This is a genomic window from Mesorhizobium sp. M1217, from assembly GCF_040318275.1.
In the GTDB taxonomy this organism is placed as follows: domain Bacteria; phylum Pseudomonadota; class Alphaproteobacteria; order Rhizobiales; family Rhizobiaceae; genus Mesorhizobium.
In genome coordinates this window covers 1-23,697 of sequence record NZ_JAMYMA010000026.1, presented here as the reverse complement: position 1 = coordinate 23,697, position 23,697 = coordinate 1, and the positions used below count along the sequence as shown (strand labels likewise).

Below are 23,697 nucleotides of genomic sequence, written 5' to 3'. Positions count from 1 at the left end.
CGGGTTCGTGGCGGCTGAACGGAGCGACAGTCATGACACGTTCGCTTCTTGTCGGCGCCTGCGCGCTGGCGTGGATTCTGATGCCGGTGGCTGGCGCGCATGCCCAGACCGACATGGTGCTCGTGCCGGCTGACGATGCGCCCGGCAGGGCCGCCGACCAGGGCGCGTTGAGCAATGCGGCCCTAGCCGACAATGACAAACAGGCGCCGATCCCGTTCGAGGGCGGCCAACTGACCATCACCCAGGAGGAGGAGTACGGGGAACGGGTGCTCGCCTTCGACGGCAAGGAACTGGCGCGCAATTACGACGTCTTCTTCGACAAGATCGTCGAGGTCGGCGGCGTCAAGGTGGCGCTGGTCGATGTCGGCGACGGCGGCAATCAATGCGGCCCGGCCAAGGTGATCGTGTGGAAGCCGGAAGGCGGCACGATCCAGACGGTCACGGTCGAGCAGGACGAATGCGGCGCGCCGCCGGCCGCGATCTCCGACAGCGCCATCTATTTCGTACCCTATCTTTTGCCGGGCGATTCCAAGCCGGCGCTGCAATGGTCGCCGACGGCCGGGCTGACGACCTCGGGCAATCTCACCTATATGCCGGAGCCGGGCACCGACTGGAAGGACGTCGATCCGTCGAAATACGACAACATCATCGATGCCTTTCACAACGAGGCTGTCTACAGGCTAGCCGAGACGCTGCTCGGCAAGGACATGCCCGACATGGCGACTAGCCTGCTGGTCGGCGGCGGAACTGAGAAGACCGCTTCGGGCGCCTTTTTTGCCAGCGGCTGCGTGCCGCATGATTGCGGCGGCAATGACGGCTTCATGGCGGTCGACCCGGTCAAGCACAAGCTCTATTTCGCCCGCCGCGGCGACAAGCCCGAGCCGGACGCGTGGCCAGCGGTGAGTACATGGCCGGCCGACGTCAAGGAAGCGCTGGACAAGGCGCTGGGGTCGGCGAATTAGGTACTTTTGCAAAGCGCAGTGACCACCACGCCTTGGACGAGAGGGCTTTGTCGAGGCGGGAGACTCATAACAACCGTCAGTTCTATCTGGCCCATGGCGGGATCGGCTCGTTCCCTGCAAGATATCCGCGACGATTTGCGGAGGACCCATGCGAAAACTGATCTCCACCGGTTCGCCCTTCGAAAAGACCGCCGGCTATTCGCGCGCCGTGGTGCAGGGCGACTGGTGTTTCGTGTCCGGAACGACCGGCTACGATTATGCGACCATGTCGATGCCGGAGACCGTGGAGGCACAAACGCGCAATTGCCTGACGACGATCGCCAAGGCGTTGCGAGATGGCGGCTTCGAAATGGCTGACGTGGTGCGGGCACATTACTACATCACCGATGCGGCTTTCGTAGATGTGGTGTTCCCGATCCTCGGCGAGGCGTTTGGCGAGATCAGGCCGGCAGCAACGATGATCGTGTGCCAGCTCAACAAGCCGGAAATGAAGGTCGAGATCGAGGTGACGGCGCTGCGGCGCACAGCCTGATGCCTGTCACAGTTGCGACAACGACACGGTTAGCACGAGGATCGGCCCATGGTGAAGGTCAGACGCATCGTTGCAAACATAGACACGCAGGATATCGCGGCGGCAAAACCCTTCTATCAGGATGTGCTCGGCCTCGATCTCAAGATGGATATGGGCTGGATCGCTACCTATGGCTCGCAAGAGACGATGTCCGTGCAGGTCAGTTTCATGGCCGAAGGGGGATCAGGAACGCCGGTGCCGGACATCTCTATCGAAGTCAACGACGTCGATGCCTCGCTTGAAAGCATGAGGACGGCCGGCTTTATCATCGAGTACGGTCCGGCAGACGAACCCTGGGGCGTGCGGCGCTTCTTCGTGCGCGACCCGTTCGGCAGGCTGGTGAATATCCTTTCGCATCTGTAGACGTTTTGTCTTGAGCATCGGATTTTCCCAAAACCGGTTGCCACTTTTGGGTCCGATGCTCTGAACCGCAGGCTTGCGCGTCGGTCGCTTGGCGTTTAGCAAGGCCGCGTTCATGCGCTAAAATAATCGGGACGGTTCTCATGGCTTCGAAAAATCTTCTCCTGCTTGCCGGCGATGGCATCGGCCCCGAGGCGATGGCCGAGGTGAAGAAGCTGATCGCCGCGATGAACGACAAGCTCGGCAGCGATTTCGTCACCGATGAGGGCCTTGTCGGCGGCTGCGCTTACGACGCACATGGCGCGGCGATTTCCGATGCCGACATGGCCAAGGCAATGGCGGCGGACGCGGTGCTGTTTGGCGCCGTCGGCGGACCGAAATGGGATGCCGTGCCTTACGAGGTGCGCCCGGAGGCGGGTCTGCTGCGGCTGCGCAAGGACATGGAGCTGTTCGCCAATCTTCGACCCGCCATTTGCTATCCCGCGCTGGCGGCGTCCTCCTCGCTCAAGCAGGAGGTGGTCGAGGGGCTCGATATCCTCATCGTGCGCGAGCTCACCGGCGGCGTCTATTTCGGTGAGCCGAAGCAGATCATCGATCTCGGCAACGGCCAGAAGCGCGGTATCGACACCCAGGTCTACGATACTTTCGAGATCGAGCGCATTTCGGGCGTTGCCTTCGAATTGGCACGCACGCGCAAGAACCACGTCACCTCGATGGAAAAGCGCAATGTGATGAAATCGGGCGTGCTGTGGAACGAGGTCGTCAGCCAGACGCAAAAGGCCAGGTATGCCGACGTCAAGCTCGACCATATGCTCGCCGATGCCGGCGGCATGCAGCTGGTACGCTGGCCCAAGCAGTTCGATGTCATCGTCACCGACAATCTGTTCGGCGACATGCTGTCCGACATCGCCGCCATGCTGACCGGCTCGATCGGCATGCTGCCGTCGGCCTCGCTCGGCGCGCCGGATGCGAAGACAAAAAAGCGCAAGGCGCTCTACGAGCCGGTGCATGGCTCGGCGCCCGACATCGCCGGCAAGGGCATCGCCAATCCGATCGCCATGATCGCCTCTTTCGCCATGTGCATGCGCTATTCCTTCGGCATGGTGACTGAAGCCGACAAGCTCGAAGGTGCGATCGCCGCCGTGCTCGACGACGGCCTGCGCACCAGGGATATTCATTCGCCGGGGATGACCGAGGTCGGCACCGCTGAGATGGGCGACGCGATCATCGCCAAGTTCCTGGGCTGATCCTGTGTAGGTCGACGTCCGCTGGGCGACTGCCGCCGATGCGGCGGCACTCCCGCGGTTAGATTTGGACACCCGCCGGCACCGGACCCCACTGGTTTTCACGCGGCTGGGTCGGGATCAGCGCAAAGATCAGGATGATCACGGTGCCGAAGGTCGGGATCAGGAAAAGCAGGAAGAGCCAGCCGGTCAGGCCGATATCGTGCAGGCGGCGCACGTTGAGCCCGAACCACGGCAGCGCTGTCGCCAGCAGGAAGAGGCCGCAAAGGCCGACCGTCACTGCCGGCAATTCACTGTTGTCGAGATTGCCCATGGCGTCGTCGATGAAGACGCCGAGTCCTATCGCCACAATCAGCGCGATCGTCCAGAACAGGCAATAGCCCCAATATTCCTTGCGGCGAGCACGACCGGCGAAGTTGAAATAATTCTCGGTCAGGCCCAGCCAGAAATAGCTCCACAGGCCGGCGGATCCGGCGGGACTGTTTTCAGCGGACCGGCCGAAATGTTGCGGTTGGCGTTCCGCGGGCGCATTGCCGGCCTGAGATGGGGCGGCGGTTGCAGCGGAGGCGTCGGCGGGTGCACTGGCAGGTTGGGCGTGGATCGAAAAAACATCGCGTGCCCGTCCGCCAGCCGGCTGGAATTCGACGGTCGTGCCTCCGGCAACCGACGCTTGGCGGCGCAAGTCCTCGCGCGCGAAGCTGTAGCGGTTGCCATCGGCCCCGGTAATGAAACCGAAGGCCTGGTCCTCGTCATAGTGAAGAACTTCGCCGCGCATGTCCTGCCCACCCCATTGCCCTGCCCCAGACTGTGCAAAGTTCCGGTAGACCGCAAGGGGCGTGCGCGAAATGGAAGGGGCAGGCTATTCACCCCGGCCGTTTCTTCGATTTCTTGTGTTTCGCCGGTCCGCCTTCGAATTTCGCCTTGGCCGGTTTGCCGGCCCAGGGCTTTGCCTCGAATGCCGGGCGCTGGTCAGCCGGTGCGCGCTTCTCGAATTTGGGCGCGTTCTGACCGAATGTCCGCTTGCCGCGGTGCGGCTTCTTGTCGGGGCGCGGCTCCTGATAGCCGGCCCGCGACAGATCGGGCGTGCCGTCCAGCCGCTTGACCGCAATGTTGCCCTGCAGCTTGCGGTCGGGGCCGATCGCGGCGAGGAAGCGCTCGGCCCAGTCCGCCGCGATCTGCACGAAGGTTTCTTCCGGCTGCATCTTGATGGCGCCGATCTCGCGCTTGGAGATGCCGCCTGTCCGGCACAGCATCGGGATCAGCCAGCGCGGCTCGGCATTCTGCCGGCGTCCGACCGACAGCGAGAACCAGACGCTGTCGCCGAAATCGTCGCGGCGGCTCGGTGCCTCGTCCCGGCGCGCAAATTTTTCGCCCGACGGCGTGAACGGTGCGACGTCGAGAAGGTCCTCCGGCGCCGAGCGGCTGGAGCGGCACATCCGTACGAAGGCTGCGGCGACCTGTTCCGGCCCGTGCTGATCGAGAAGCGCCTGGACGAAGCCGCGCTCCTCATCCTTCATAGGCTCGCTGAGGACCGGGTCGGCGAGAATGCGCTCGTCATCGCGCCGTATCACGTCGTCGGCCGAGGGCGGGCTCGCCCAGGTCGCCGCAAGGCCGGCACTCTGCAGCAGCCGCTCGGTGCGCTTGCGGGCATTGTTCGGCACGATCAGCGCGCTGACGCCCTTGCGCCCCGCCCGTCCCGTTCGCCCGCTTCGGTGCAGAAGCGTCTCCGGGTTGGTCGGCAAGTCGGCATGGATGACCAGCTCGAGATTGGGCAGGTCGATGCCACGCGCCGCGACGTCAGTGGCGATGCAGACTTTGGCGCGGCCGTCGCGCATCGCCTGCAGCGCGTGGCTGCGCTCGTTTTGGCTCAGCTCGCCGGACAGTGCCACGACGGAAAAGTTGCGGTTGTTGAAGCGTGCTGTCAGGTGATTGACGGCGGCACGCGTGTTGCAGAACACCAGCGCGTTCTTCGCCTCATAGTACCGCAGCACGTTGATGATGGCGTTTTCGCGGTCGGCCTGCGCGACGCCCAGCGCCCGGTATTCGATGTCGAGATGCTGCTTCTCCTCGCCCGAGGCCGAGATGCGCACGGCATCGCGCTGGTAGCCCTTGGCCAGCGTGGCGATGGAGCGCGGCACGGTCGCGGAAAACATCAACGTGCGGCGCTCGGCAGGGGCGGCGTCGAGGATGAATTCCAGGTCCTCGCGAAAGCCGAGATCGAGCATCTCGTCGGCCTCGTCGAGCACGACTGCCTTGAGCGCCGACATGTCGAGAGAATTGCGGGTGATGTGGTCGCGCAGGCGGCCGGGCGTGCCGACGACGATATGGGCGCCACGCTCCAGCGCGCGTCGCTCGGTGCGCATGTCCATGCCGCCGACGCAGGACGACACCGTGGCGCCTGTCAGCTCGTAGAGCCATTCCAGCTCGCGCGTCACCTGCAGGGCCAACTCCCGCGTCGGCGCCACGGCCAGCGCCAGGGGTGCCGCCGCGTGGGAAAAGCGCTCGGCGCCGTCGAGCAGCGTCGGCGCCAAGGCCAGTCCGAAAGCGACGGTCTTGCCGGAGCCGGTCTGGGCTGAAACCAGCGCATCGGCCTGACCGAGCTCAAGAACCGCTTTCTGCACCGGTGTCAGCTCGACATAGCCGCGTTTTTCCAGCGCCTTTGCCAGCGCGGGGACAATAGCTTCGAAGTTGGACATATGCTTCTTTCGAAATTCGGATTCTTAAATGCCCGGCGACGGGTCTGATGTCGGCAAGCGCCACGACGGGCGCCACGAGCCAAACGATGCCCGTTCGTACTTCGTGCCGCCCTCATTGTACAGGGCGGGCGATCCGCCTGGTTGCGATTGACTCCTTACGCAAACCGCGTAAAAGCCGGCACTGAACGGGATAGTTTTCGATGCGCGGCCTTTTGATGGCGCTTCTTGCCTTCGACATCCCCGGCCCCAATGCGAACCATTGGGCTGGACGTCTCGGTGCGCCTTTCCGTTCCAGCAAAACCACGTTCTTGGTCAAAAAAACCGGTAAAACGACCACCAAAACGGTCTGATTCCCTTGGCCTAACCACCCTCTCCCGGGTCCGGCCCGGGGTGAAACCCGCATTGGCCGGCGGGTTTTCTCCAGAAACCGAGCGGAGAGGGACAGGAGATTTCGATGAGTTTCAAGGTTGCGATCGTCGGCGCCACGGGCAATGTGGGCCGGGAAATGCTCAACATACTTGAAGAGCGCGGCTTTCCGGTGAGCGAGGTGGTGGCGCTGGCCTCGCGGCGCAGCCAGGGCACGGAAGTGTCGTTCGGCGACCGCACGCTGAAGGTCCGGACGCTCGACCAATATGATTTTTCCGACACCGACATCTGCATCATGTCGGCCGGCGGCAACGTCTCCAAGGAATGGTCGCCGAAGATCGGCAAGCAGGGCTGCGTCGTCATCGATAATTCATCGGCCTTCCGCTACGACCAGGACGTGCCGCTGATCGTTCCCGAAGTGAACCCGGATGCGATTTCGCTGTTCACACGCAAGAACATCATTGCCAACCCGAACTGCTCGACGGCGCAGCTGGTCGTGGCGCTGAAGCCGCTGCATGACTTCGCCACCATAAAGCGCGTCGTCGTCGCCACCTACCAGTCGGTCTCCGGCGCCGGTAAGGAAGGCATGGACGAACTGTTCACGCAGACGCGGGCGGTGTTCGTCGCCGATTCCGTCGACGTCAAGAAGTTCACCAAGCGCATCGCCTTCAACGTCATCCCGCATATCGACGTCTTCCTCGACGACGGCTTCACCAAGGAAGAATGGAAGATGGTGGCCGAGACCAAGAAGATGCTCGATCCCAAGATCAAGCTGACGGCGACCTGCGTGCGGGTGCCGGTGTTCATCGGCCATTCGGAAGCGGTCAACATTGAGTTCGAGAAGCCGATCACCGCCGATGAGGCGCGCGAGATCCTGCGCGAGGCGCCGGGCTGCCAGGTCATCGACAAGCGCGAGGACGGCGGCTACATCACGCCGCTGGAATCGGCTGGCGAGGACGCCACCTTCATCTCGCGCATCCGCGAGGATTCGACCATCGACAACGGCCTGTCGATGTGGATCGTCTCCGACAATCTGCGCAAAGGCGCGGCACTCAACGCGGTTCAGATCGCGGAGCTGCTGGTCGAGCGCGGGCTGATCCAGCCAAAGAAGAAGGCGGCATAACTTCTCGCTCACGGGCCGCATCGCCGCTTCGCGGCTGGCCCTCCGCGGGGGCGCCGGACGGCCGGCGGCCCGCGGTCGCAGGCTTGTGAGATGAGCATTGCGACTAAAATCGCGCTGCGTCCGGCTAACGGGTCGGACGCAGGCGCAATTGCCAGGATCATGCGCGCAGCGCTTTCGTCGTTCGACTGGATGCCGGTCCTGCATACACCGGATGAGGATATGGCCTTCATCAGCGGCACCGTGCTGGCGCAGCAGCACGTGACGGTCGCCGAAATCGACGCGGCCATTGTTGGCTTTGTCGCCGTTGCAGGAGAATGGGTCGAGCAGCTCTATCTGGATCCTGCCTGGACCGGCCAAGGCATCGGCGCCCGGCTGCTGACACAAGCAACCGCGAATTTGCCGGTTGTGAAATTGCATTGCTTTCAGTCGAACTCAGGCGCTCGGCGCTTCTACGAGCGCCATGGCTTTCGCGCGGAAGCTTTGGGCAACGGCACGAACAATGAAGAGCGATTGCCCGACATTTTGTACGTCCGAAGGCATTGATCCTTATCGTGCGGCGTCCGCAGCGAGTTTCTGCAAAACATCCAGCGCCTCCTCCGCCCGGTCGGCGGGCACGAACAGGTGATCGTGGTAGAAGGCCGAGACCGGATTGACGCCGATGCCGGCGGTGGCCAGCCGCGCGGTGATGGCGGCGAGGAAGCCGACCGCTTCCAGCGACGAATGGACGTTCAGCGTCAGCATCCGGCAGCGGAACACGGTTTTCAGGCCAGCGGTCTTGGCCTGGTCTTCAAGCACGATCAGCGTCATGCCCTCGTGCTCGCGAAACAGCATTACCGGATCGAGCTGGTCGGGAACGGCCGCATCAGGTGGCAACGTGGTGAAGACATGAACGCCGGCAAGCAACTCCGGCGTCATTGCCGCCAGCAACTTTTTCAGGTCGGTCTCTCCGGCCATCGCTTACTTTCGTTGTGCGATTAGGCGGCTGCTGCCGTCGAGCGCTCGGGAGATACCCTTACGGATTTCCAATAACGCCCTCCACCTCACCTCGCAAGGTGGACTTGGCCAGGTTGGTTGCTGGCTGAACTTGCACATCCAAGGTCGCCGTCCCCGGAGTGAAAAAGCACTGGAGGCATGTCGGATGGCCGTCATGGGACGCGTCCTTGGTTCGAGTTGGCAGAAAAGCCAGTGCTCGCAACGACCGGAGGGAACATCAATGACCAAGTCTCAGGCAGCATCCGTCTCACCGCGCGCCCTCTGGGCCGGTCGCGTGCTCAGCGCCGTCATCGTGCTGTTCATGATCTTCGACGGCATCATCAAGCTACCGCCGCTCGAAATCGTCACCCAGACCATGGTGCAGCTCGGCTGGCCAGCCGATGCCAATGTCTCGCGCATGCTCGGCATCATTGGATTGGTCTCGACAGCACTTTATGTACTGCCGCGCACCTCGGTGCTCGGCGCCATCCTGCTCACCGCCTATCTCGGCGGCGCCATCGCCACGCATGTGCGTATCGGCAGCCCTTTGTTCTCGCATATGCTGTTCGGCGTCTACCTCGGCGCCATCCTCTGGGGCGGCCTGTATCTGCGCGATCCAAGGGTGCGCGCGCTGATCCCGTTCAGCCAATAGCAGCGACTTCCAAAGCCGTTCGATGGCGGCCACGCCGCCAGAGAGGGCGCTGTCTGCCGCCGCCTTTCTTCTCTTTGGATCAAATCGAGCGCCGCCCGGTCTGCTGCCGATCTTCTTCTTTGGATCAAATTGGCTGGTTGCGAGTTAGGGGGCGCAGCGGCGAGGACGGCACCCTGTTGGAGAGGAACGACAATGAAAAAGGTGATGATCTTGATGGCCCTGCTGGTGCCGCTCGGTGCCTGCTCCCGTACTGAGCAAGGCGCGGCCGTTGGTGGCCTGGGCGGTGCGGCGGTCGGCGCCGCAGTGGCCGGCAACCCGACCAAGGGCGCGGTGATCGGCGGTGCGGCCGGCGCCTTGGCCGGTGCGCTGATCGGCCGTGCCAGCGAAAGCGGCCAGTGCCGTTATCGCGATCGCAATGGCCGTGTCTACGTTGCGAGTTGCCCGGAAGGCTATTGATCGGGCCGCATCATACGGATGGACAGCAAAACGGCGGGCAAAGGCCCGCCGTTTTGTGACTGGTCAGCCGTTTTGTGAAGGGCAATCGATGACTTATTCGGCGCTGGCGGCTTCCGCCTCGGCCGGCGCGGCGGAAGCGGCGGCAACAGCGGCTGCAGCTTCCTCCTGCGCCTTCTTCAGCAGGGCTGCGCGCTCTTGCGCCTTCTTGCCGGGCTCGGCCTTCTTCGGGTTGGCGCGGGCTTCGCGCTTGGCGAGGCCGGCCTCGTCGAGGAAGCGCAGCACGCGGTCGGTCGGCTGGGCGCCGTGCGACAGCCAATGCTTGACGCGCTCGGCGTCAACCTTGACGCGTTCGCCGTCCTTGGGCAGCAGCGGGTTCCACGAGCCAAGCGACTCGATGAAACGGCCGTCGCGCGGCGAACGGGCATCGGCGACGACGACGTGGTAATAGGGACGCTTCTTCGAGCCCGCACGGGCCAGTCGGATTTTCAGTGGCATTTCTTTTCTCCTAAAAAGCTCTGATTTGGTTGATCGGTTGGTGGCTGGTCCTCAGCCGGTTTTCGTTATGCCGTTGGATGCGGCGATCTGCTCGTGATGGCGGATCACTTCGCGGACGACGAAGTTCAGGAATTTTTCCGCGAAATCCGGGTCGAGATGGGCGTCCTTCGCCAGTTGGCGAAGACGGGCGATCTGCTGCTGCTCGCGTGCCGGATCGGCAGGCGGCAGGCCATGCTCCGCCTTCAGCACGCCGACCGCCTTGGTGCAGCGGAAGCGCTCGGCCAGCATGTGGATCAGCGCCGCGTCGATGTTGTCGATCGAGGCGCGATAATTGACCAGCGCCGCGCGCGCGTCAGCCATGTCCTTTTCTTCGTTCATGGCGCCCTCATTTCTTCTTGCCGAGGCCAGGCAGCCCGCCGCCGGATCCCGGCAAACCAGGGAGCTTCATGCCGCCGGGCAAGCCAGGCAGGCCACCGCCAGCGGGAAAGCCGCCGGGCAGGCCCTTCATGCCGCCGAGCCCGGCCGCCTGTGCCTGCTTCTGCAAGGCCTCGAGCTGCTTGGGGTCCATCTTGGACAGATCGGGCATGCCGCCGCCCATCATGCCGCCTTGGCCGCCCATGCCGGGCATCATGCCGCCGAGCCCCATCTTGGAAGCGAGGCCGCCCATCATGCCGCGCATCAGGCCGCCACCTTTGCCCTTGCCGCCCATCGCCTTCATCATGTCGGCCATGCCGCGATGCATCTTCAACAGCTTGTTGATTTCGGCCGCGTCGGTGCCCGAGCCGGCGGCGATGCGCTTCTTGCGCGAGTGCTTCAGAATATCGGGATTGGCGCGCTCGGCCTTGGTCATCGACGAGATGATGGCGAGCTGGCGGCCGAACATCTTGTCGTCGAGACCGGCGGCGGCCATCTGGTCCTTCATCTTGCCCATGCCCGGCATCATGCCCATGATGCCGCCCATGCCACCCATTTTCGACATTTGCTGAAGCTGGCCGGCGAGGTCGTTCAGGTCGAACTTGCCCGACTGCATCTTCTTGGCCATCGCCGCCGCCTGCTCGGCGTCGATGTTCTCGGCTGCCTTTTCGACGAGGCTGACGATGTCGCCCATGCCGAGGATGCGGTCGGCGATGCGCTTGGGGTGGAATTCCTCCAGCGCGTCCATTTTTTCGCCGATGCCGATCAGCTTGATCGGCTTGCCGGTGACGGCGCGCATCGAGAGTGCTGCGCCACCGCGACCGTCGCCGTCCATGCGGGTCAGCACGAGGCCGGTGATGCCAACACGCTCATCGAAGCTTTTCGCCAGATTGACGGCGTCCTGGCCGGTCAGCGAATCGGCAACCAGCAGGATCTCGTGCGGCGACGACACCTTCTTGATGTCGGCCATCTCGACCATCAACGGCTCGTCGATGTGCGTACGGCCGGCGGTGTCGAGGATGACGATGTCGTGGCCGCCGAGCTTTGCCGCCTGCACGGCGCGGCGGGCGATGTCGACTGGCGTCTGGCCGGCGACGATCGGCAGCGTCGCGACCTTGACCTGCTCGCCGAGCTGACGGAGCTGCTCTTGCGCGGCGGGACGCCGCGTGTCGAGCGAGGCCATCAAGACCTTCTTGTTCTGGCGCTCGGCCAACCGCTTGGCGATCTTGGCCGAGGTCGTCGTCTTGCCGGAACCTTGCAGGCCGACCATCATGATGACGACCGGAGCCGGCGCATTGAGGTCGATGGCGACGCCCTCGGCGCCGAGCATCTCGACCAGCTCGTCATGGACGATCTTGACGACCATCTGGCCGGGCTTGATCGACTTGACCACGGCGGCGCCGACGGCCTTCTCGCGCACCTTGTCGGTGAAGGAACGCACCACTTCCAGCGCCACGTCGGCCTCGAGCAGCGCGCGGCGCACCTCGCGCAGCGCCGCCGAGACATCCGCCTCCGACAAGGCGCCGCGGCCGGTGAGGCCGTTCAGGATCGAACCAAGACGTTCCTGTAGCGATTCAAACATTCTTTTTCCTTTTCCCTGGCACCCGGATGATGCCCGAGAGGTAATGCGTTCGCGCCAGCTGTCCAAGCAAAAGCCGGTCCGGGCAAAAGCCCAAAGCCAAAAAGCACCCGGGGGCGCACAGCGCTGCCGGGTGTTGGCCTCCGGGATCGATTTACAGCACTTCACCTCAAAGAGGTTTCGGCGTCCCGGTCGGTTTGCTCGGAGGAATACTCGTCGCGGAATTTCGCGGCGTGTAACAGGAAATCGGCCGCGGAGTCAAGCTTTGGTCAGGCTTTGCGCCAAATATGCTCAGGACCACCAGGCAAGGCGCATCAGCGCACGCTGCTGGCGCGCGCCATATCCGGCTCGACCTTCAGCGGGGAGCGCGGATGCAAAAGCAGCAGAACGGTCAACAGGCTGCTGACGATGCCGATCGCGGCGATGAGGACGGCGTCTGAAGTCGTCCAGCCGGCGGCTTCGAGCGGCTTGGCGTTGAACAGGGCGAAGGAATTATAGCTTTGCTGGTGCGAAATCAGCAGGAAGCCGGTCAGATTGTTGCCGAGATGGGCGCCGAAGCCGGCACCGAGATTGCCGGTTGCATAGACCAGAAGCGTCAGCAGCAGCGCAAAGGCGGCGATCGAGGCCAGCACGCAGGCATTGATCGCGGCGCTCGAGCCTGGGCTCCAATGTAGCGAGGTGAACAGCAATCCCGGCAGCAGCGCCCAGATGAAAGGGTTCTGGAACCGGCTCGCCAGGCCCCTGAGCAGATAACCGCGAAACAGCATCTCCTCCGACGAGGTCTGCAGAAAGGTCAGCGCAGCGATCGGGATCAGGAACAAAAGCCACGAGGACAGGCCGATCGTACCGCGCGCAATATCGGGCTGCAGGCCGTAAAGCAGGATCTCGGAAAGCAGCGAGGTGATCAGCACGGCGGCCAGCCCTTTCAGGAACCCCGACCATGAAATGCGCCGGCTGACGCCGATCAGGGCCGTCAGCTTCTCGCGATGGATCCAGCGCATGGCAGCCCAAAGGCCGAGCCAGATTCCGGCAAACGAAGCCAGCGCCGCGAGGATGCCCGCTGGAGAGGCCATGAAATCCTGCACCGCTCCTCCACCTGGCGGGGCGGTGCCAGACGACGCCTGCCAAACGGCAAAGGCATAGGTGCCGCCGAACAGCACGGCGGCAGTGATTCCGAGCCAGAACAGGATGACGACGACCGTTCCAAGCAGAAGGCGCGGCAAAGTGGTCTTCTCGTTGGCGGTGTGCCGGTACTGTTGGAAGGCGGTCGGGTCGATCGTCACGCGGGCTCGCTGGCTGGTGCTTCGGCTCGCATGATCTAGAGCATCGGACGCAAAAGTGGAAACCGGTATTGCAGCGGCAATGCCGGCTTGTGGCAATGTCGGGGTGTGAGCGGCCGCCATTACAGGGCGACCGCCCTGTTTTGCGCGTCAGCGCACGACGTACACGATACGCCGGCTGCTCGGATCGACCAGCGCCGGCTGGCCGTTCACATAGACGTAGCGATAATCATAATCGGGTATCTCGCGCAGCTCGACGGTGTCGGGCAACATCGCGCCGGTAACCACCTCGCCTTCGAGATAGACCGGATCGAGCCGGTTCGTTTCGACATAGGTGCGGATTTCCGCCGGCGGCCGCCGGATGGGCTCGATCGCCTCGCCGGCAACGATCGCTCCGGTATAGCTGTCGGAATATTCGGCGCTATCGGCAGGCGGTGTCACGACGGCAATGTCGGCGCCGGCCGGACGCTGTGTCAGGACCACACGGCTGCCGCCGAAATCGGCCGTCACATAGTCGGAATAGACCCAGCCCTGGCCGTTGGCCTCGGCGATGGTGCACCATTTGCTGTTGGCGATGCAGCCGTCGAGCGTCGCCGACTGGCCGGCCGCGAGTACCCCGATGACCGGATATTGCGGGCCGGGGCCGGCGCGTACATTGAGATCGGTGATGGCCGAGACGGCGGTTTCGGCCAAAGCAGAGCCCGACATCGCTATGAGCGCTCCGGCCACCGCCGGAAACAATATGCGTTTCATGGTTTTCTCTCCGTTTCACAGTCCCTCGGGACCGAAAACGAAGCAAAGCGGCATGCGTTCCGGCTAAAAAGCCTCCGCCGGCTCACGATTTGTTCCAATAGTTTTCGGCAGGTCAGTCAAAAGCTCGTGAACAAAAGCAAGCTTTTGCGCCGCCACGTCGGAGATTACGAAGGGATACAGATCGGGCAGGCCCATGCAGCGGTTGATCGAGTTGGAAGCTTCCGACAGCACCAGCCAGCGGTCGAGGATCTTTTCGAAAGGCTCCGGCCTGGTGGCGGGTTCCGATGGTGCCGGCTGCAGCTCGCCGCCGGTATCGGCGCGCGGCAGCTCGTTGGCTTCGACGGTCTCCAGCCGGCCGAGCGGGAAATTCAGCGCATGCACCATCTCCAGCGTGTCGGTGATGTGCATGTGATGCGCCCATGTCTCGGCCCAGTCCTCCCACGGGTGCGACGTCGCATAGGCCGAGATATGGCGCTGCTGCCAGTCGGGCGGCGCGCCATCGGCGTAATAGGTCTTCAGCGCTTGTTCGTAGCCGGCGCGTTCGTCGCCGAACAAAGCGCGAAAACCGGCAAGCTTTTGCGGATCGTCACGGATCAGGCGGTCCCAATAGTAATGGCCGAGCTCATGGCGGAAATGGCCGAGCAGCGTGCGGTAGTTCTCGCCCATCTCGACGCGCCGCCGCTCGCGCTCAGCCGAGTCCGCCTCGGCGACGTTGAGCGTGATCAGGCCGTTGTCATGGCCGGTCAGGATACGCTCGCCACCGGGACCGCCACCGATAGGATCGGCAAGAAAATCGAAAGCGAGGCCGATCTCGTCGCCGGGATTCTGCTTGGATGCGACCGGCAGGCCGAAGGCGAGCAGCGAATAGACGGCACGCTTCTTTGCCGCCTCGACACGGATCCAGCGGCGGCGATTGCCGTCGACCGACAGATCCGGGATCAGCTGGTTCAGCGTGCAGGCGCGGCAGAAGGCGTGGCCAGGCTCCGCCATCCAGTTGCAGGCGCATCCGTCGGCGTTGGTGCATTGGAAGATGTCGTCGATGCCGGACAGCACAAAACGCGCATGCTCGGGATCATAGAGCACGAGGCTGGCGCAGTTCAGGCATTGCGCGTTCTCGAAATAGAGACGGTGGCCGCAATGCGGGCAGTCGAAAAGCTTCATTGGCGTCTCAAATCATTCGAATGCGGAGGACGAGGCGAACAGGACAAGGCCAAACGCCTGTCACCGGCCCACGTTCCTGCCGGCCGATGCTATTTTGCCGCAAGCTGGGCCACGACCTCCCTGGCCACTGCCTCGCCCGACAATCTGGCGCCGCCGCAGGTCTGCATCAGCGGACCGGCCAAATGCTCGCCGGCGAAGAAGATCTTTTCCGCCACCGGCTGCATCAGCGTGGCGCGCGCTTGCGAGCGGCCGGGCCGCGCCGCCGCATAGGCGCCGCGCACAAACCGCTCAGCGCCCCAATTGGTCATCATTGCGCGTCCGACATGCTTTCGTACGTCGCCGCCAAAGATGCCGCAGAGCCGGTCGACGACGAAGTCGATGCCGGCCGCCTCGCCCGCCGTCGACATCTCCCAAGCGAAATCGCCGCCGACGAAACCGACCATCAAATCGAAGTCGAAGGGAAAGCAGAGGAAGTAGATGTCGTGCCGGGCCAGCCGCTCGATCAGCAAATCGTCGAACGGCTCCAAGCCAAGCCTCGTGCCGGATATTTCGACCGGCAGCTTGGTCAGCATGCCCATCGGCAGATCGAAGAAGGCAGCGAAATGCCCATCGGGGAGTGCGGGCGAGAACGCAATCTCCTCGAAGGCGAGCACTGCCGGCGAGGCGGTGACGATGACAGCCTTGGCGCGGATGGTACCGCGATCCGTGACGCAGGCTACGCCCGGCCCATCCCAGAGGATCTTGCGCACCGGCGTCGACAGCTCCACCGGCACGTCGGCGCCGAAGCGCGCAACCAGCGTGCCGAAGCCTTCCCTGGTGAAATAGTTCGGATCGAGATCGGCGGCGGCCTGAAAGTCGCGGATCGATATCTCGTCCTCGTCGGCGCCGAAATCCATCGGCCCCGCGAAGGTTGCGGCGGCGCGCGGCGCGTGGCCTTTGGCGAGCAATGCCGAAAGGCGGTCATCGTCGCCTTCCCTCACCTGACGTGCCGCCACCAGTTCGAGCAGTCTTGCGTCGGCCACCTTCATCGCGGCCTCTTCGGCTTCGCTTGCCTTTCGCTCGCGGTAGTAGAGATGATCGACATTCATGTCGTGGTGATGAAGCGTCCAGGCGGCGGCTTTCGCCTCGGGAAAGTAGGGATTGCGGTCTGCCGCATGCAGCCAGGCGCAGCCGATGTCGAACGGCACGCCGAAATGCTGGTCGCTGGTCCAGGCGCGGCCGCCGACGCGGTTCATCGCTTCTAACAATTTGAAGGAAAAACCGGCGGCGCGCAGGGTCTTGGCAGCCGAAAGTCCGGCCGAACCGGCGCCGACGATCACGACATCAACGTCTTTCATGCTTATTCTGTCCCCGCCACAATAATTACTTGATCGTAGGCAAATTCCCGGGCATCCGCCAGTGTGGTGGATTTGAAGTTCCTGCTGTATTGAGTGCATCGGCGCAGCGCCGGGACAGTGACAAGCAGGTGTTTCGCTGGCAAATTCGCAATTGGGAACGTGATTCAGGCAACCAGGAGAGCAGCATGGCATTTCTTGCCAAGGGGAAGATGTTTGTAGTGGCCACGGTGGTGGCGGTGCTTGCGCTGGCGACGGGCGCGCAGGCGGCGGCCAGTTGTGGCAAAAACGGCGCCGGCTTCGAGGCGTGGAAACCGGAGTTTGCCGCGGAGGCCAAGGCCGACGGTGTCGGCTCGAAGGGTCTGGCCGCTCTGGCTCGCGCAACCTACGCGACAAAGACGATCTCCGTCGACCGCGCCATCCATAAGGCTTTCAGCGGCTCGGTCGAAGCTTTCATGAAGCGCCGTGGCGCGTCCGCGATCATTGCCAGGGGCCGTGCGCTGAAGAAGGCCAATGCGGCGCTGTTCGACAAGATCGAACGGAATTACGGCGTGTCGCCGGGTGTGTTGATCGCCATCTGGGGTATGGAGACGGGCTTCGGTTCCGCCATGGGCAACCAGAATACGGTCTCTGCCATTTTAACGCTCGCCTATGATTGCCGCCGTCCGGAGTTCTTCTATCCCCATGCCATTGCAGCCCTGAAGCTGGTCGATCGCGGAGCGTTGAGCGCCTCGTCGGTCGGTGCCGCACATGGCGAGATCGGCCACACGCAGTTCCTGCCCGGAAATGTTTTGACGTATGGCGTCGGCAACAAAAATCTGCGCGACAAGAGCACTGCGTTGGCTTCCACGGCCAACTTCCTCAAGGGCCATGGTTGGCGGGCCGGAGCGAGCGCGCAGGCGAATATGGGCGCAATCGCTGGCTGGAATTCCGCTAGCGTCTATCAACAGGCCATCGCCCGCATGGCCACAGCCATCGATGCCGACTGACAGAAATCTCTATTCGATAGAATGATTCGACAGAAAGCCCGGCCATGCGCCGGGCTTTCTATTTCACGTCGAGCGCGTAGGAGCAGCCGGCGAGAACCTTGCCGGGATGTGAATTAACGGTTGAGACATTGAGCGCAATGTGCGTGGAAAATGTCATGCCGTCGGCTTCCTCGCTGCTTTCGACGAGCACCTTCTCGCCAAGGAATTTGTCCGGTGTCGAGATTTGCGCTGTGACGCCGAGCGCTCGAGCGAGATCGGGCGCGGAAACATCGTCAAACACCGCCATCGGCCCGGTCGCGGTAAGGACGACGGCCGCCGTTTCGCGCCCGAAGACGCCGACCGTGGCCGGCAGCTCGTATTGCCTGAGGAAAGGATTGCCGGCGGTGACTTCCTTCCAGCCAAGTTTTTCCGCCGCGCCGGGCTCACCGCTCAGCCACAAGGCGAATCCGTTATAGGCCGGCACGTCGGCCCTGCATTCAATCAGCGCGGCGAGGTCGAGCGAGGTGGGATCGAATTCCTCCGCTCCGGCTGCTGCCAGGCCCGCCAGCAACATCAGCGGAAGTCGCGTGGCGCGTCGCAAACTAACCATCGCCGACCTGTCACTTGCCTTTGATGACCTTCCAGATGTCGGTGGATTGGTCGAGCTGAAGGCTGTTTATGTCGGAGAAGCCAATTCGGCCGCTGCGCACCGCATCGCCCAAGCGCCGGCAGAAGAGGCTCGGCATGCGTTCCTGAGAAACGCCCATGAAGGCTGCGATCTCATGTTTGAACGTAATGGTCCATGTAGCGACAGCGGCGATGCATCCCGCCTGGGGATCCTTCTTCGTGATGTCCTGTCCGGTCTGGCAGCCCGCCAGAATGCCGATCATCGCCGTCAAAATCAAAAGACCAAGTCGCATTATTACAGCCCCATTGCCCAAAAAAACAATTGGACAATCCGGCCATGAGGTCAAGCAAGAAAAGCTCTGCAGCTGTCATTAGAAACAACTACATTAGCTCACTAAGAGTATGGATCCAGGCTAAGCAGGATTTTCATGAATATATACTTAGCCTTTACGACCACGCGCCGCCAGCGTGCGCAGCCTCAGCGCATTGAGGCGGATGAAACCTTCGGCATCTTTCTGGTCGTAGGCGCCGCGGTCGTCCTCGAAGGTGACCAGCGCGTCGGAATAGAGCGTCTTCCTCGACTTGCGGCCGGTGACAATGACGTTGCCCTTGTAGAGCTTCAGCCGCACGATGCCTTCGACGTCTTCCTGGCTGTTGTCGATCATCGCCTGCAGCATCAGCCGCTCGGGCGCGAACCAGAAGCCGTTATAGATCAGCTCGGCATAACGCGGCATGAACTCGTCCTTGAGATGGGCGGCACCGCGGTCCAGCGTGATCGATTCGATCGCCCGGTGGGCCGATATCAGGATGGTGCCGCCGGGGGTCTCGTAGACGCCGCGCGATTTCATGCCGACGAAACGGTTCTCGACCAGATCGAGCCGGCCGATGCCATTGTCGCGGCCGAGATCGTTCAGCGCCGCCAGCATCGTTGCCGGCGACAGTTTCTTGCCGTTGAGCGCGACGGGATCGCCCTTGAGGAATTCGATTTCGATCTCTGTGACCTCATCCGGCGCATCCATCGGCGAGATGGTGCGCTGGTGGACGAATTCCGGCGGCTCGCTCCACGGGTCTTCCAGCACCTTGCCCTCGGAGGAGGAATGCAGCAGGTTGGCGTCGACCGAGAACGGCGCATCGCCCTTCTTGTCCTTCGGCACCGGAATCTGGTGCTGCTCGGCGAAATTGATCAGATCGGTGCGCGACTTGAACGACCAGTCGCGCCAGGGCGCGATGACCTTGATGTCGGGGTTGAGCGCATAGGCCGAGAGTTCGAAACGCACCTGATCGTTGCCCTTGCCGGTGGCGCCATGGGCGATCGCATCGGCGCCGGTCTCCCTGGCGATCTCGACAAGATGTTTCGAGATCAGTGGCCGGGCGATCGAGGTGCCGAGCAGATAGGTGCCTTCATAGACAGCGTTGGCGCGGAACATCGGAAAGACGAAATCGGATACGAACTCCTCGCGGACATCGACGATGCGAATATCCTTGATGCCCATCATCTCGGCCTTGCGCCTAGCCGGCTCCAGTTCGCCACCCTGGCCTAGATCGGCGGTGAAGGTCACGACCTCGGCGCCGAGCTCGGTCTGCAGCCATTTCAGGATGATCGAGGTGTCAAGGCCGCCAGAATAGGCGAGCACGACTTTCTTGACGGCTTTTGCTTTCGACATGGTGGGCGGTTCCGCGACAGGATTCTTGCGGGCGAGGTATCACGGCGTTTCGGGGCTGCGCAAGGGAGGAACAGGCGCCTGGGAGCCGCAAGCGCTGGACCAGACGCCGTGGCGGCGAGATGCTGGCGTCGGCGAGGCGCCTGCGCTATAGGCTGCGCCTTCTTGTCCGAGGCCGCCAATGTCCTTCATTCCCGACAACGCTACGCTTATCCAATTCGCCATCGCGACGGTGATCCTGGCGATTACGCCTGGGCCGGACATGACGCTGTTCGTGTCGCGCACGCTGAGCCAGGGCCGCGCCACCGGCTTCGCCTCGATGGCCGGCGCGCTGTGCGGCACGCTGATCCACACCACGTTGGTGGTGGTCGGCGTCTCGGCGCTGATCGTCGCCTCGCCGATGGCGTTCTTCGTGCTGAAGATTTTCGGCGCCGGCTATCTGGTCTTCCTGGCCTGGCAGGCGATCACAAAAGGGTCGGCGTTTTCACCGGAGAAGAAGAGCGGGCCGCAGATATCGCTGGTTCGCAGCTGGGCGGCGGGGCTCGGCGTCAATCTGCTCAATCCGAAGATCATCCTGTTCTTCATGACCTTCCTGCCGCAATTCGTCTCCGCGCATGATCCCAATGCGCCGGGAAAGCTGTTCTTCCTCGGCGCGATGTTCGTCGTGCTGTCGGTCCCGGTGACAGCGCCGATGGTGCTGGCGGCGGAAAAATTCTCGGCGGCGATGAAAGCCAGCCCGCGCGTGACGCGCGTCGTCGACTATCTGTTTGCCGGAGTTTTTTCGGCCTTCGCGCTCAAGATGCTGACGGCCCAGGCGAAATAGGGCGTCCGATTTGACGCCAGCTCCCAGCCGAGCGGCCGGCGCTCAGCCAGTAGAAAATACCGCCGACCATGCCGCAGCCGATCACCGCCAGCATGACGCTTGTGTTGGTAACCTCGAAATTGGCGTCGTTCGTCTGGTGGACGAAGCCGAGGAAGACCGCCGCCACCGCCGCGCCCGCCAGTGCATAGAACAGCCAGTCGCGCCGGCCGAGGATTTCGGAAACCAGGATGGCGATCGCCGCCGGCATGAAAGCGAAATAGGCGACGAACAGCGCGACGAAGGGGACGGAAAAATAGAGGGAAGCCGTCGCCGCCGGCGGTGCCTGCTCCGGCGTGTAGCCCAGGGACGCCAGAAACATGATATTGAGAAATGCGCTGGCCGCCAGCGAGGCGACGCCATAACCGATCAGGATGACGGCGAAGCGGATCAGATAGGCGACGACGCGATTCACGCCTCGCCGTGCCCTGCGATCATCATCGCTTCCAGCGCCAGCCGGTCGACTTTGCGCATGCGCTCGGAGTCCGATTTGAGCTGGCCGCAGGCGGCGAGGATGTCGCGGCCGCGCGGCGTGCGGATCGGCGAGGCATAGCCGGCATTGTTGATGTAGTCGGCGAATTTCTCGATCGTCTCCCAGTCCGAGCACTGGTAGTTGGTGCCCGGCCACGGATTGAACGGGATCAGATTGATCTTGGCCGGGATGCCCTTGAGCAGCTTGATCAGCGCCTTGGCGTCCTCGATGGAATCATTGACGTCCTTTAGCATCACATATTCGAAGGTGATGCGCTTGGCGTTGGACAGGCCGGGATAGGCACGGCAGGCAGCGATCAGCTCGTTGAGCGGATACTTCTTGTTGATCGGTACCAAAAGGTCACGCAGATCGTCATTGGTAGCGTGCAGCGAGATTGCCAGCATGACGCCGATCTCTTCGCCGGTGCGGAAGATTTCGGGCACGACGCCCGAGGTCGACAGCGTGATGCGCCTCTTCGACAGGGAAAGCCCGTCGCCGTCGGATGCAATCAGCAGCGCCTTCTTCACCGCCTCGAAATTGTAGAGCGGCTCACCCATGCCCATCATGACGACGTTGGACACTTTCCGGCCCTCGGCCGGCACGATGGCGCCGTCGGGCGTGTCGCGGTCGGGGAAATCGCCGAGCCGGTCGCGAGCTGTCAAAAGCTGGGCGAGGATTTCTTCCGCCGTCAGGTTGCGCACCAGCTTTTGCGTGCCGGTGTGGCAGAAGGAGCAGGTCAGGGTGCAGCCGACCTGCGAGGAGATGCAGAGCGTGCCGCGGCCTTCTTCGGGAATGTAGACGGTCTCGATCTCGACCGGCCGGCCGGCGCCGCGCGGCGGAAAGCGGAACAGCCATTTGCGCGTGCCGTCGGAGGAAATCTGCTCCTCGACGATCTCGGGCCTGGCAACGGTGAAATGCCTGTCCAGTGCGGCGCGCAAATCCTTGGAGATGTTGAACATGCCGGCAAAATCGGAAACGCCGCGCACATAGATCCAGTGCCAGAGCTGCTGGGCGCGCATCTTCGCCTGGCGCTCCGGCACGATGCCGGCGGCGACGAGGGCGGCCCCGAGTTCGGCGCGCGTCAAGCCGATCAGCGACGGCTTTTCAGGCGTCGTGCGGGTGCGCAACGCGTCACGCGCGCCTTCGGCGGTAAGATCGAATGAAAGGGTCATTGTTGCGCCAATATAAGCGATTTGCGGCCGATTACAGCATCGTGCCCGAAATGAAGCGCGGCGCATAGCACAGGTTGATGGCGGAGTCATGCAGGGGGTTCTTCCTTCTCCCCTTGTGAGGCCTTTGCACAGAATCGGATTGGTGATTCTGTGGCGTGGTCGCTACGGGAGATTCGCGGATGGTTGATCGTGTGCTTGGTCAATTGAGCTTGGCGAACGGCCTTGCGGTGTCGGATGAGACGATCTTCGATCTTGTTGCGAAGGAGATCGACTGGGGTCCGATCGACGGGCTTTTGGGCGCACGCAGCGGAGCCGGGCCGGGCACGGCCAGCTATCCGGCGCCAGTGCTGATGCGCTGCCTTTTGTTGGGCGCATGGCATGGGCTGAGCGATCCAGCGCTTGAGGCACAGATCCGCGACCGGCTGTCGTTCCGCCGCTTTGCCGGCTTCAGCCTTTCGGACCGCACGCCCGACCATTCGACGCTGTGGCGCTTCCGCGAGGAGCTGACGCGCGAGCGGCTGATCGACAAGGTGTTCGAGGAGATCAACCGCCAGCTTGAGGACAAGGGCCTGATCGTCAAGCGCGGCACGCTGGTCGATGCCTCGTTCCTGCAAGCTCGCGGCCGCCCGCCGAAACAGCCCAAGAAGGGCCACCAGGGCCCGGTCAAGCCATCGGCGGACAAGGATGCGCGCTGGGGTAAGAAGGGCAAGAAGAGCACCTTCGGCTACAAGATGCACATCGGCGTCGACCAGGATCATACGCTGATCCGGCGCGTCGAGGTGAGCGACGCTTCGGTCACCGACACCGAGCCGGCCGACGCACTGATCAGCGGCGATGAAAGGGCGGTCTATGGCGATCAGGCTTATTATACCCACGCCAGACATGCCCGGCTGGTCGAGGCAGGCATCAAGGACCGCCTGATGCGGCGGCCCAACAAACATCATCCCGAGTTGCCGCCGCGCCAGAAGCGGCGCAACCAGCTGATCGCCAAGGTGCGGGCGGCGGTCGAGCGACCCTTCGCCGTGTTCAAGGAGAGCTATGCCATGCGGCGCCTGCGCTTCTTCAACCTCGCCGCCAACCGAACGCAGTGCATGCTGGCGGCCTGCGCCTACAACCTGCGCCGCATGGTCAGCACCCTCCATCCGCCTGGCGAGAAGCCGGCATAAGCAGGAGTCCGTCCGTAATCGGCCGGATGAGCCGATTATCCTGAAAAATGCCGCGCTGAACGGCCAAGCAGCGCTCTCCGACGCTCAAAAAAGCATATATGCCTCAAATCGCATATCTATGCGCCTTCTCTGCAAAGGCGCCCTTGTGGGAGAAGGTGGCCGAGCGAAGCTCGGTCGGATGAGGGGTGTTCCAGCTTGGCATCCCCTGCACTCCGTCCAGCACCCCCCAACCGTCTTGGCGCTGCGCGCCAATCCACCTTCTCCCACAAGGGACCTGTTGCGCAGTCATGAGCAAAAGCTTGCGGCGGCGGGGTTGCGGCGGTTGTTCGCTTGTTTGCGGGGGATTTGACGTCT

General features: G+C 63.0%; 27 protein-coding genes. 13 read left to right on the top strand and 14 right to left on the bottom strand.

Going from position 1 to position 23,697, the window contains the following annotated elements:
- Window positions 1–32: 32 nt before the first annotated feature.
- From NKH37_RS30745 to leuB, 4 genes are all read left to right on the top strand, one after another.
- Window positions 33–962, top strand: coding sequence for an Ivy family c-type lysozyme inhibitor (locus tag NKH37_RS30745; protein WP_353004129.1), 930 nt, complete (start codon window positions 33–35; stop codon window positions 960–962).
- Window positions 963–1,110: 148 nt separating this feature from the next.
- Window positions 1,111–1,494, top strand: coding sequence for a RidA family protein (locus tag NKH37_RS30740; RefSeq protein ID WP_023721922.1), 384 nt, complete (start codon window positions 1,111–1,113; stop codon window positions 1,492–1,494).
- A gap of 51 nt (window positions 1,495–1,545) precedes the next feature.
- Window positions 1,546–1,896 (top strand): VOC family protein, encoded by a 351-nt coding sequence (locus NKH37_RS30735; RefSeq protein WP_353004167.1) that lies wholly within the window; start codon window positions 1,546–1,548, stop codon window positions 1,894–1,896.
- 140 nt (window positions 1,897–2,036) lie between these two features.
- A complete protein-coding gene (leuB, locus tag NKH37_RS30730) occupies window positions 2,037–3,140 on the top strand; it encodes a 3-isopropylmalate dehydrogenase (RefSeq protein WP_352495996.1) in 1,104 nt (367 codons plus the stop codon).
- Between the two features lie 58 nt (window positions 3,141–3,198).
- Here leuB and NKH37_RS30725 read toward each other — a convergent pair whose 3' ends face one another.
- Together NKH37_RS30725 and NKH37_RS30720 are read right to left on the bottom strand one after the other, a co-directional pair.
- Window positions 3,199–3,912: a DUF805 domain-containing protein gene (locus NKH37_RS30725; protein WP_353004126.1), complete on the bottom strand. Its 714-nt coding sequence runs from the start codon at window positions 3,910–3,912 to the stop codon at window positions 3,199–3,201.
- A gap of 88 nt (window positions 3,913–4,000) precedes the next feature.
- Window positions 4,001–5,833, bottom strand: a complete 1,833-nt coding sequence (locus NKH37_RS30720) for a DEAD/DEAH box helicase (RefSeq protein WP_353004124.1) — start codon at window positions 5,831–5,833, stop codon at window positions 4,001–4,003.
- 200 nt (window positions 5,834–6,033) lie between these two features.
- Between NKH37_RS30720 and NKH37_RS30715 the strand changes: the two genes are divergently transcribed.
- The 3 genes from NKH37_RS30715 to NKH37_RS30705 all read left to right on the top strand — a co-directional run bounded on the left by NKH37_RS30715 (window position 6,034) and on the right by NKH37_RS30705 (window position 7,865).
- Window positions 6,034–6,183, top strand: coding sequence for a hypothetical protein (locus tag NKH37_RS30715; protein ID WP_023721917.1), 150 nt, complete (start codon window positions 6,034–6,036; stop codon window positions 6,181–6,183).
- Between the two features lie 104 nt (window positions 6,184–6,287).
- Window positions 6,288–7,322: an aspartate-semialdehyde dehydrogenase gene (locus NKH37_RS30710; protein WP_023721916.1), complete on the top strand. Its 1,035-nt coding sequence runs from the start codon at window positions 6,288–6,290 to the stop codon at window positions 7,320–7,322.
- A gap of 159 nt (window positions 7,323–7,481) precedes the next feature.
- Window positions 7,482–7,865: a GNAT family N-acetyltransferase gene (locus NKH37_RS30705; protein WP_352516117.1), complete on the top strand. Its 384-nt coding sequence runs from the start codon at window positions 7,482–7,484 to the stop codon at window positions 7,863–7,865.
- 3 nt (window positions 7,866–7,868) lie between these two features.
- Here the strand turns inward: NKH37_RS30705 and NKH37_RS30700 are convergent, their stop codons facing one another.
- Window positions 7,869–8,276: an ACT domain-containing protein gene (locus NKH37_RS30700; RefSeq protein WP_352481080.1), complete on the bottom strand. Its 408-nt coding sequence runs from the start codon at window positions 8,274–8,276 to the stop codon at window positions 7,869–7,871.
- Window positions 8,277–8,535: 259 nt separating this feature from the next.
- Between NKH37_RS30700 and NKH37_RS30695 the strand changes: the two genes are divergently transcribed.
- Window positions 8,536–8,946: a DoxX family protein gene (locus tag NKH37_RS30695; protein WP_353004122.1), complete on the top strand. Its 411-nt coding sequence runs from the start codon at window positions 8,536–8,538 to the stop codon at window positions 8,944–8,946.
- Window positions 8,947–9,138: 192 nt separating this feature from the next.
- The gene (locus NKH37_RS30690; protein WP_023680734.1) at window positions 9,139–9,402 is read left to right on the top strand and encodes a YMGG-like glycine zipper-containing protein; all 264 of its coding nucleotides are present in this window, start codon (window positions 9,139–9,141) and stop codon (window positions 9,400–9,402) included.
- 93 nt (window positions 9,403–9,495) lie between these two features.
- On the opposite strand, the gene rpsP is transcribed toward NKH37_RS30690, so the two are convergent.
- From rpsP to NKH37_RS30655, 7 genes are all read right to left on the bottom strand, one after another.
- Complete coding sequence (gene rpsP, locus NKH37_RS30685; RefSeq protein ID WP_023721913.1) at window positions 9,496–9,897, bottom strand: 30S ribosomal protein S16; 402 nt, start codon at window positions 9,895–9,897, stop codon at window positions 9,496–9,498.
- Window positions 9,898–9,948: 51 nt separating this feature from the next.
- A complete protein-coding gene (locus NKH37_RS30680) occupies window positions 9,949–10,275 on the bottom strand; it encodes a chorismate mutase (protein ID WP_023721912.1) in 327 nt (108 codons plus the stop codon).
- Between the two features lie 7 nt (window positions 10,276–10,282).
- Window positions 10,283–11,893 (bottom strand): signal recognition particle protein, encoded by a 1,611-nt coding sequence (gene ffh / locus NKH37_RS30675; RefSeq protein ID WP_023721911.1) that lies wholly within the window; start codon window positions 11,891–11,893, stop codon window positions 10,283–10,285.
- Window positions 11,894–12,204: 311 nt separating this feature from the next.
- A complete protein-coding gene (locus tag NKH37_RS30670) occupies window positions 12,205–13,173 on the bottom strand; it encodes a CPBP family intramembrane glutamic endopeptidase (protein ID WP_023721910.1) in 969 nt (322 codons plus the stop codon).
- 147 nt (window positions 13,174–13,320) lie between these two features.
- Entirely contained in the window at window positions 13,321–13,923 is a 603-nt protein-coding gene (locus tag NKH37_RS30665; RefSeq protein WP_023721909.1) for a DUF1236 domain-containing protein, read from the bottom strand.
- Between the two features lie 63 nt (window positions 13,924–13,986).
- Window positions 13,987–15,084 (bottom strand): zinc-binding metallopeptidase family protein, encoded by a 1,098-nt coding sequence (locus NKH37_RS30660; protein WP_353004119.1) that lies wholly within the window; start codon window positions 15,082–15,084, stop codon window positions 13,987–13,989.
- 89 nt (window positions 15,085–15,173) lie between these two features.
- Window positions 15,174–16,421: a flavin monoamine oxidase family protein gene (locus NKH37_RS30655; protein WP_353004116.1), complete on the bottom strand. Its 1,248-nt coding sequence runs from the start codon at window positions 16,419–16,421 to the stop codon at window positions 15,174–15,176.
- 185 nt (window positions 16,422–16,606) lie between these two features.
- On the opposite strand from NKH37_RS30655, the gene NKH37_RS30650 reads away from it, so the two are divergent.
- Entirely contained in the window at window positions 16,607–17,407 is an 801-nt protein-coding gene (locus NKH37_RS30650) for a lytic murein transglycosylase (protein ID WP_023721906.1), read from the top strand.
- A 58-nt stretch (window positions 17,408–17,465) separates the two neighbouring features.
- Here NKH37_RS30650 and NKH37_RS30645 read toward each other — a convergent pair whose 3' ends face one another.
- Window positions 17,466–17,960 (bottom strand): hypothetical protein, encoded by a 495-nt coding sequence (locus tag NKH37_RS30645; RefSeq protein ID WP_352495991.1) that lies wholly within the window; start codon window positions 17,958–17,960, stop codon window positions 17,466–17,468.
- Window positions 17,961–17,973: 13 nt separating this feature from the next.
- Here NKH37_RS30645 and NKH37_RS30640 point away from each other — a divergent pair, with 13 nt between their 5' ends.
- Complete coding sequence (locus NKH37_RS30640; protein WP_352516116.1) at window positions 17,974–18,354, top strand: hypothetical protein; 381 nt, start codon at window positions 17,974–17,976, stop codon at window positions 18,352–18,354.
- 99 nt (window positions 18,355–18,453) lie between these two features.
- Here the strand turns inward: NKH37_RS30640 and NKH37_RS30635 are convergent, their stop codons facing one another.
- Window positions 18,454–19,677, bottom strand: coding sequence for an argininosuccinate synthase (locus tag NKH37_RS30635; RefSeq protein ID WP_352481074.1), 1,224 nt, complete (start codon window positions 19,675–19,677; stop codon window positions 18,454–18,456).
- A 178-nt stretch (window positions 19,678–19,855) separates the two neighbouring features.
- Here NKH37_RS30635 and NKH37_RS30630 point away from each other — a divergent pair, with 178 nt between their 5' ends.
- Complete coding sequence (locus NKH37_RS30630) at window positions 19,856–20,497, top strand: LysE family translocator (protein ID WP_353004112.1); 642 nt, start codon at window positions 19,856–19,858, stop codon at window positions 20,495–20,497.
- On the opposite strand, the gene NKH37_RS30625 is transcribed toward NKH37_RS30630, so the two are convergent.
- Together NKH37_RS30625 and rlmN are read right to left on the bottom strand one after the other, a co-directional pair.
- The gene (locus tag NKH37_RS30625) at window positions 20,469–20,948 is read right to left on the bottom strand and encodes a hypothetical protein (protein WP_353004110.1); all 480 of its coding nucleotides are present in this window, start codon (window positions 20,946–20,948) and stop codon (window positions 20,469–20,471) included. The two genes, NKH37_RS30630 and NKH37_RS30625, sit on opposite strands and share 29 nt — an antisense overlap.
- Window positions 20,945–22,177 carry a dual-specificity RNA methyltransferase RlmN gene (gene rlmN / locus NKH37_RS30620; RefSeq protein ID WP_352481073.1) on the bottom strand — a complete coding sequence of 411 codons (1,233 nt, stop codon included), beginning with the start codon at window positions 22,175–22,177 and terminating at the stop codon, window positions 20,945–20,947. Before rlmN ends, NKH37_RS30625 begins: the two co-directional genes overlap by 4 nt.
- 179 nt (window positions 22,178–22,356) lie before the next feature.
- Here rlmN and NKH37_RS30615 point away from each other — a divergent pair, with 179 nt between their 5' ends.
- A complete protein-coding gene (locus tag NKH37_RS30615) occupies window positions 22,357–23,343 on the top strand; it encodes an IS5 family transposase (protein ID WP_353004109.1) in 987 nt (328 codons plus the stop codon).
- Window positions 23,344–23,697: the final 354 nt, after the last annotated feature.

Excerpts from the sequence above, each read along its gene's own strand:
- NKH37_RS30705 (WP_352516117.1), top strand. The coding sequence starts at position 7,482 with ATGCGCGCAGCGCTTTCGTCGTTCGACTGGATGCCGGTCCTGCATACA.
- NKH37_RS30615 (WP_353004109.1), top strand. The coding sequence starts at position 22,357 with ATGGTTGATCGTGTGCTTGGTCAATTGAGCTTGGCGAACGGCCTTGCG.
- NKH37_RS30710 (WP_023721916.1), top strand. The coding sequence starts at position 6,288 with ATGAGTTTCAAGGTTGCGATCGTCGGCGCCACGGGCAATGTGGGCCGG.
- rpsP (WP_023721913.1), bottom strand. The coding sequence starts at position 9,897 with ATGCCACTGAAAATCCGACTGGCCCGTGCGGGCTCGAAGAAGCGTCCC.
- NKH37_RS30650 (WP_023721906.1), top strand. The coding sequence starts at position 16,607 with ATGGCATTTCTTGCCAAGGGGAAGATGTTTGTAGTGGCCACGGTGGTG.
- NKH37_RS30660 (WP_353004119.1), bottom strand. The coding sequence starts at position 15,084 with ATGAAGCTTTTCGACTGCCCGCATTGCGGCCACCGTCTCTATTTCGAG.
- NKH37_RS30720 (WP_353004124.1), bottom strand. The coding sequence starts at position 5,833 with ATGTCCAACTTCGAAGCTATTGTCCCCGCGCTGGCAAAGGCGCTGGAA.
- leuB (WP_352495996.1), top strand. The coding sequence starts at position 2,037 with ATGGCTTCGAAAAATCTTCTCCTGCTTGCCGGCGATGGCATCGGCCCC.
- NKH37_RS30745 (WP_353004129.1), top strand. The coding sequence starts at position 33 with ATGACACGTTCGCTTCTTGTCGGCGCCTGCGCGCTGGCGTGGATTCTG.
- NKH37_RS30695 (WP_353004122.1), top strand. The coding sequence starts at position 8,536 with ATGACCAAGTCTCAGGCAGCATCCGTCTCACCGCGCGCCCTCTGGGCC.
- NKH37_RS30715 (WP_023721917.1), top strand. The coding sequence starts at position 6,034 with ATGCGCGGCCTTTTGATGGCGCTTCTTGCCTTCGACATCCCCGGCCCC.
- NKH37_RS30690 (WP_023680734.1), top strand. The coding sequence starts at position 9,139 with ATGAAAAAGGTGATGATCTTGATGGCCCTGCTGGTGCCGCTCGGTGCC.
- NKH37_RS30680 (WP_023721912.1), bottom strand. The coding sequence starts at position 10,275 with ATGAACGAAGAAAAGGACATGGCTGACGCGCGCGCGGCGCTGGTCAAT.
- NKH37_RS30740 (WP_023721922.1), top strand. The coding sequence starts at position 1,111 with ATGCGAAAACTGATCTCCACCGGTTCGCCCTTCGAAAAGACCGCCGGC.
- NKH37_RS30700 (WP_352481080.1), bottom strand. The coding sequence starts at position 8,276 with ATGGCCGGAGAGACCGACCTGAAAAAGTTGCTGGCGGCAATGACGCCG.
- NKH37_RS30665 (WP_023721909.1), bottom strand. The coding sequence starts at position 13,923 with ATGAAACGCATATTGTTTCCGGCGGTGGCCGGAGCGCTCATAGCGATG.
- ffh (WP_023721911.1), bottom strand. The coding sequence starts at position 11,893 with ATGTTTGAATCGCTACAGGAACGTCTTGGTTCGATCCTGAACGGCCTC.
- rlmN (WP_352481073.1), bottom strand. The coding sequence starts at position 22,177 with ATGACCCTTTCATTCGATCTTACCGCCGAAGGCGCGCGTGACGCGTTG.
- NKH37_RS30655 (WP_353004116.1), bottom strand. The coding sequence starts at position 16,421 with ATGAAAGACGTTGATGTCGTGATCGTCGGCGCCGGTTCGGCCGGACTT.
- NKH37_RS30630 (WP_353004112.1), top strand. The coding sequence starts at position 19,856 with ATGTCCTTCATTCCCGACAACGCTACGCTTATCCAATTCGCCATCGCG.
- NKH37_RS30635 (WP_352481074.1), bottom strand. The coding sequence starts at position 19,677 with ATGTCGAAAGCAAAAGCCGTCAAGAAAGTCGTGCTCGCCTATTCTGGC.
- NKH37_RS30725 (WP_353004126.1), bottom strand. The coding sequence starts at position 3,912 with ATGCGCGGCGAAGTTCTTCACTATGACGAGGACCAGGCCTTCGGTTTC.
- NKH37_RS30645 (WP_352495991.1), bottom strand. The coding sequence starts at position 17,960 with ATGTTGCTGGCGGGCCTGGCAGCAGCCGGAGCGGAGGAATTCGATCCC.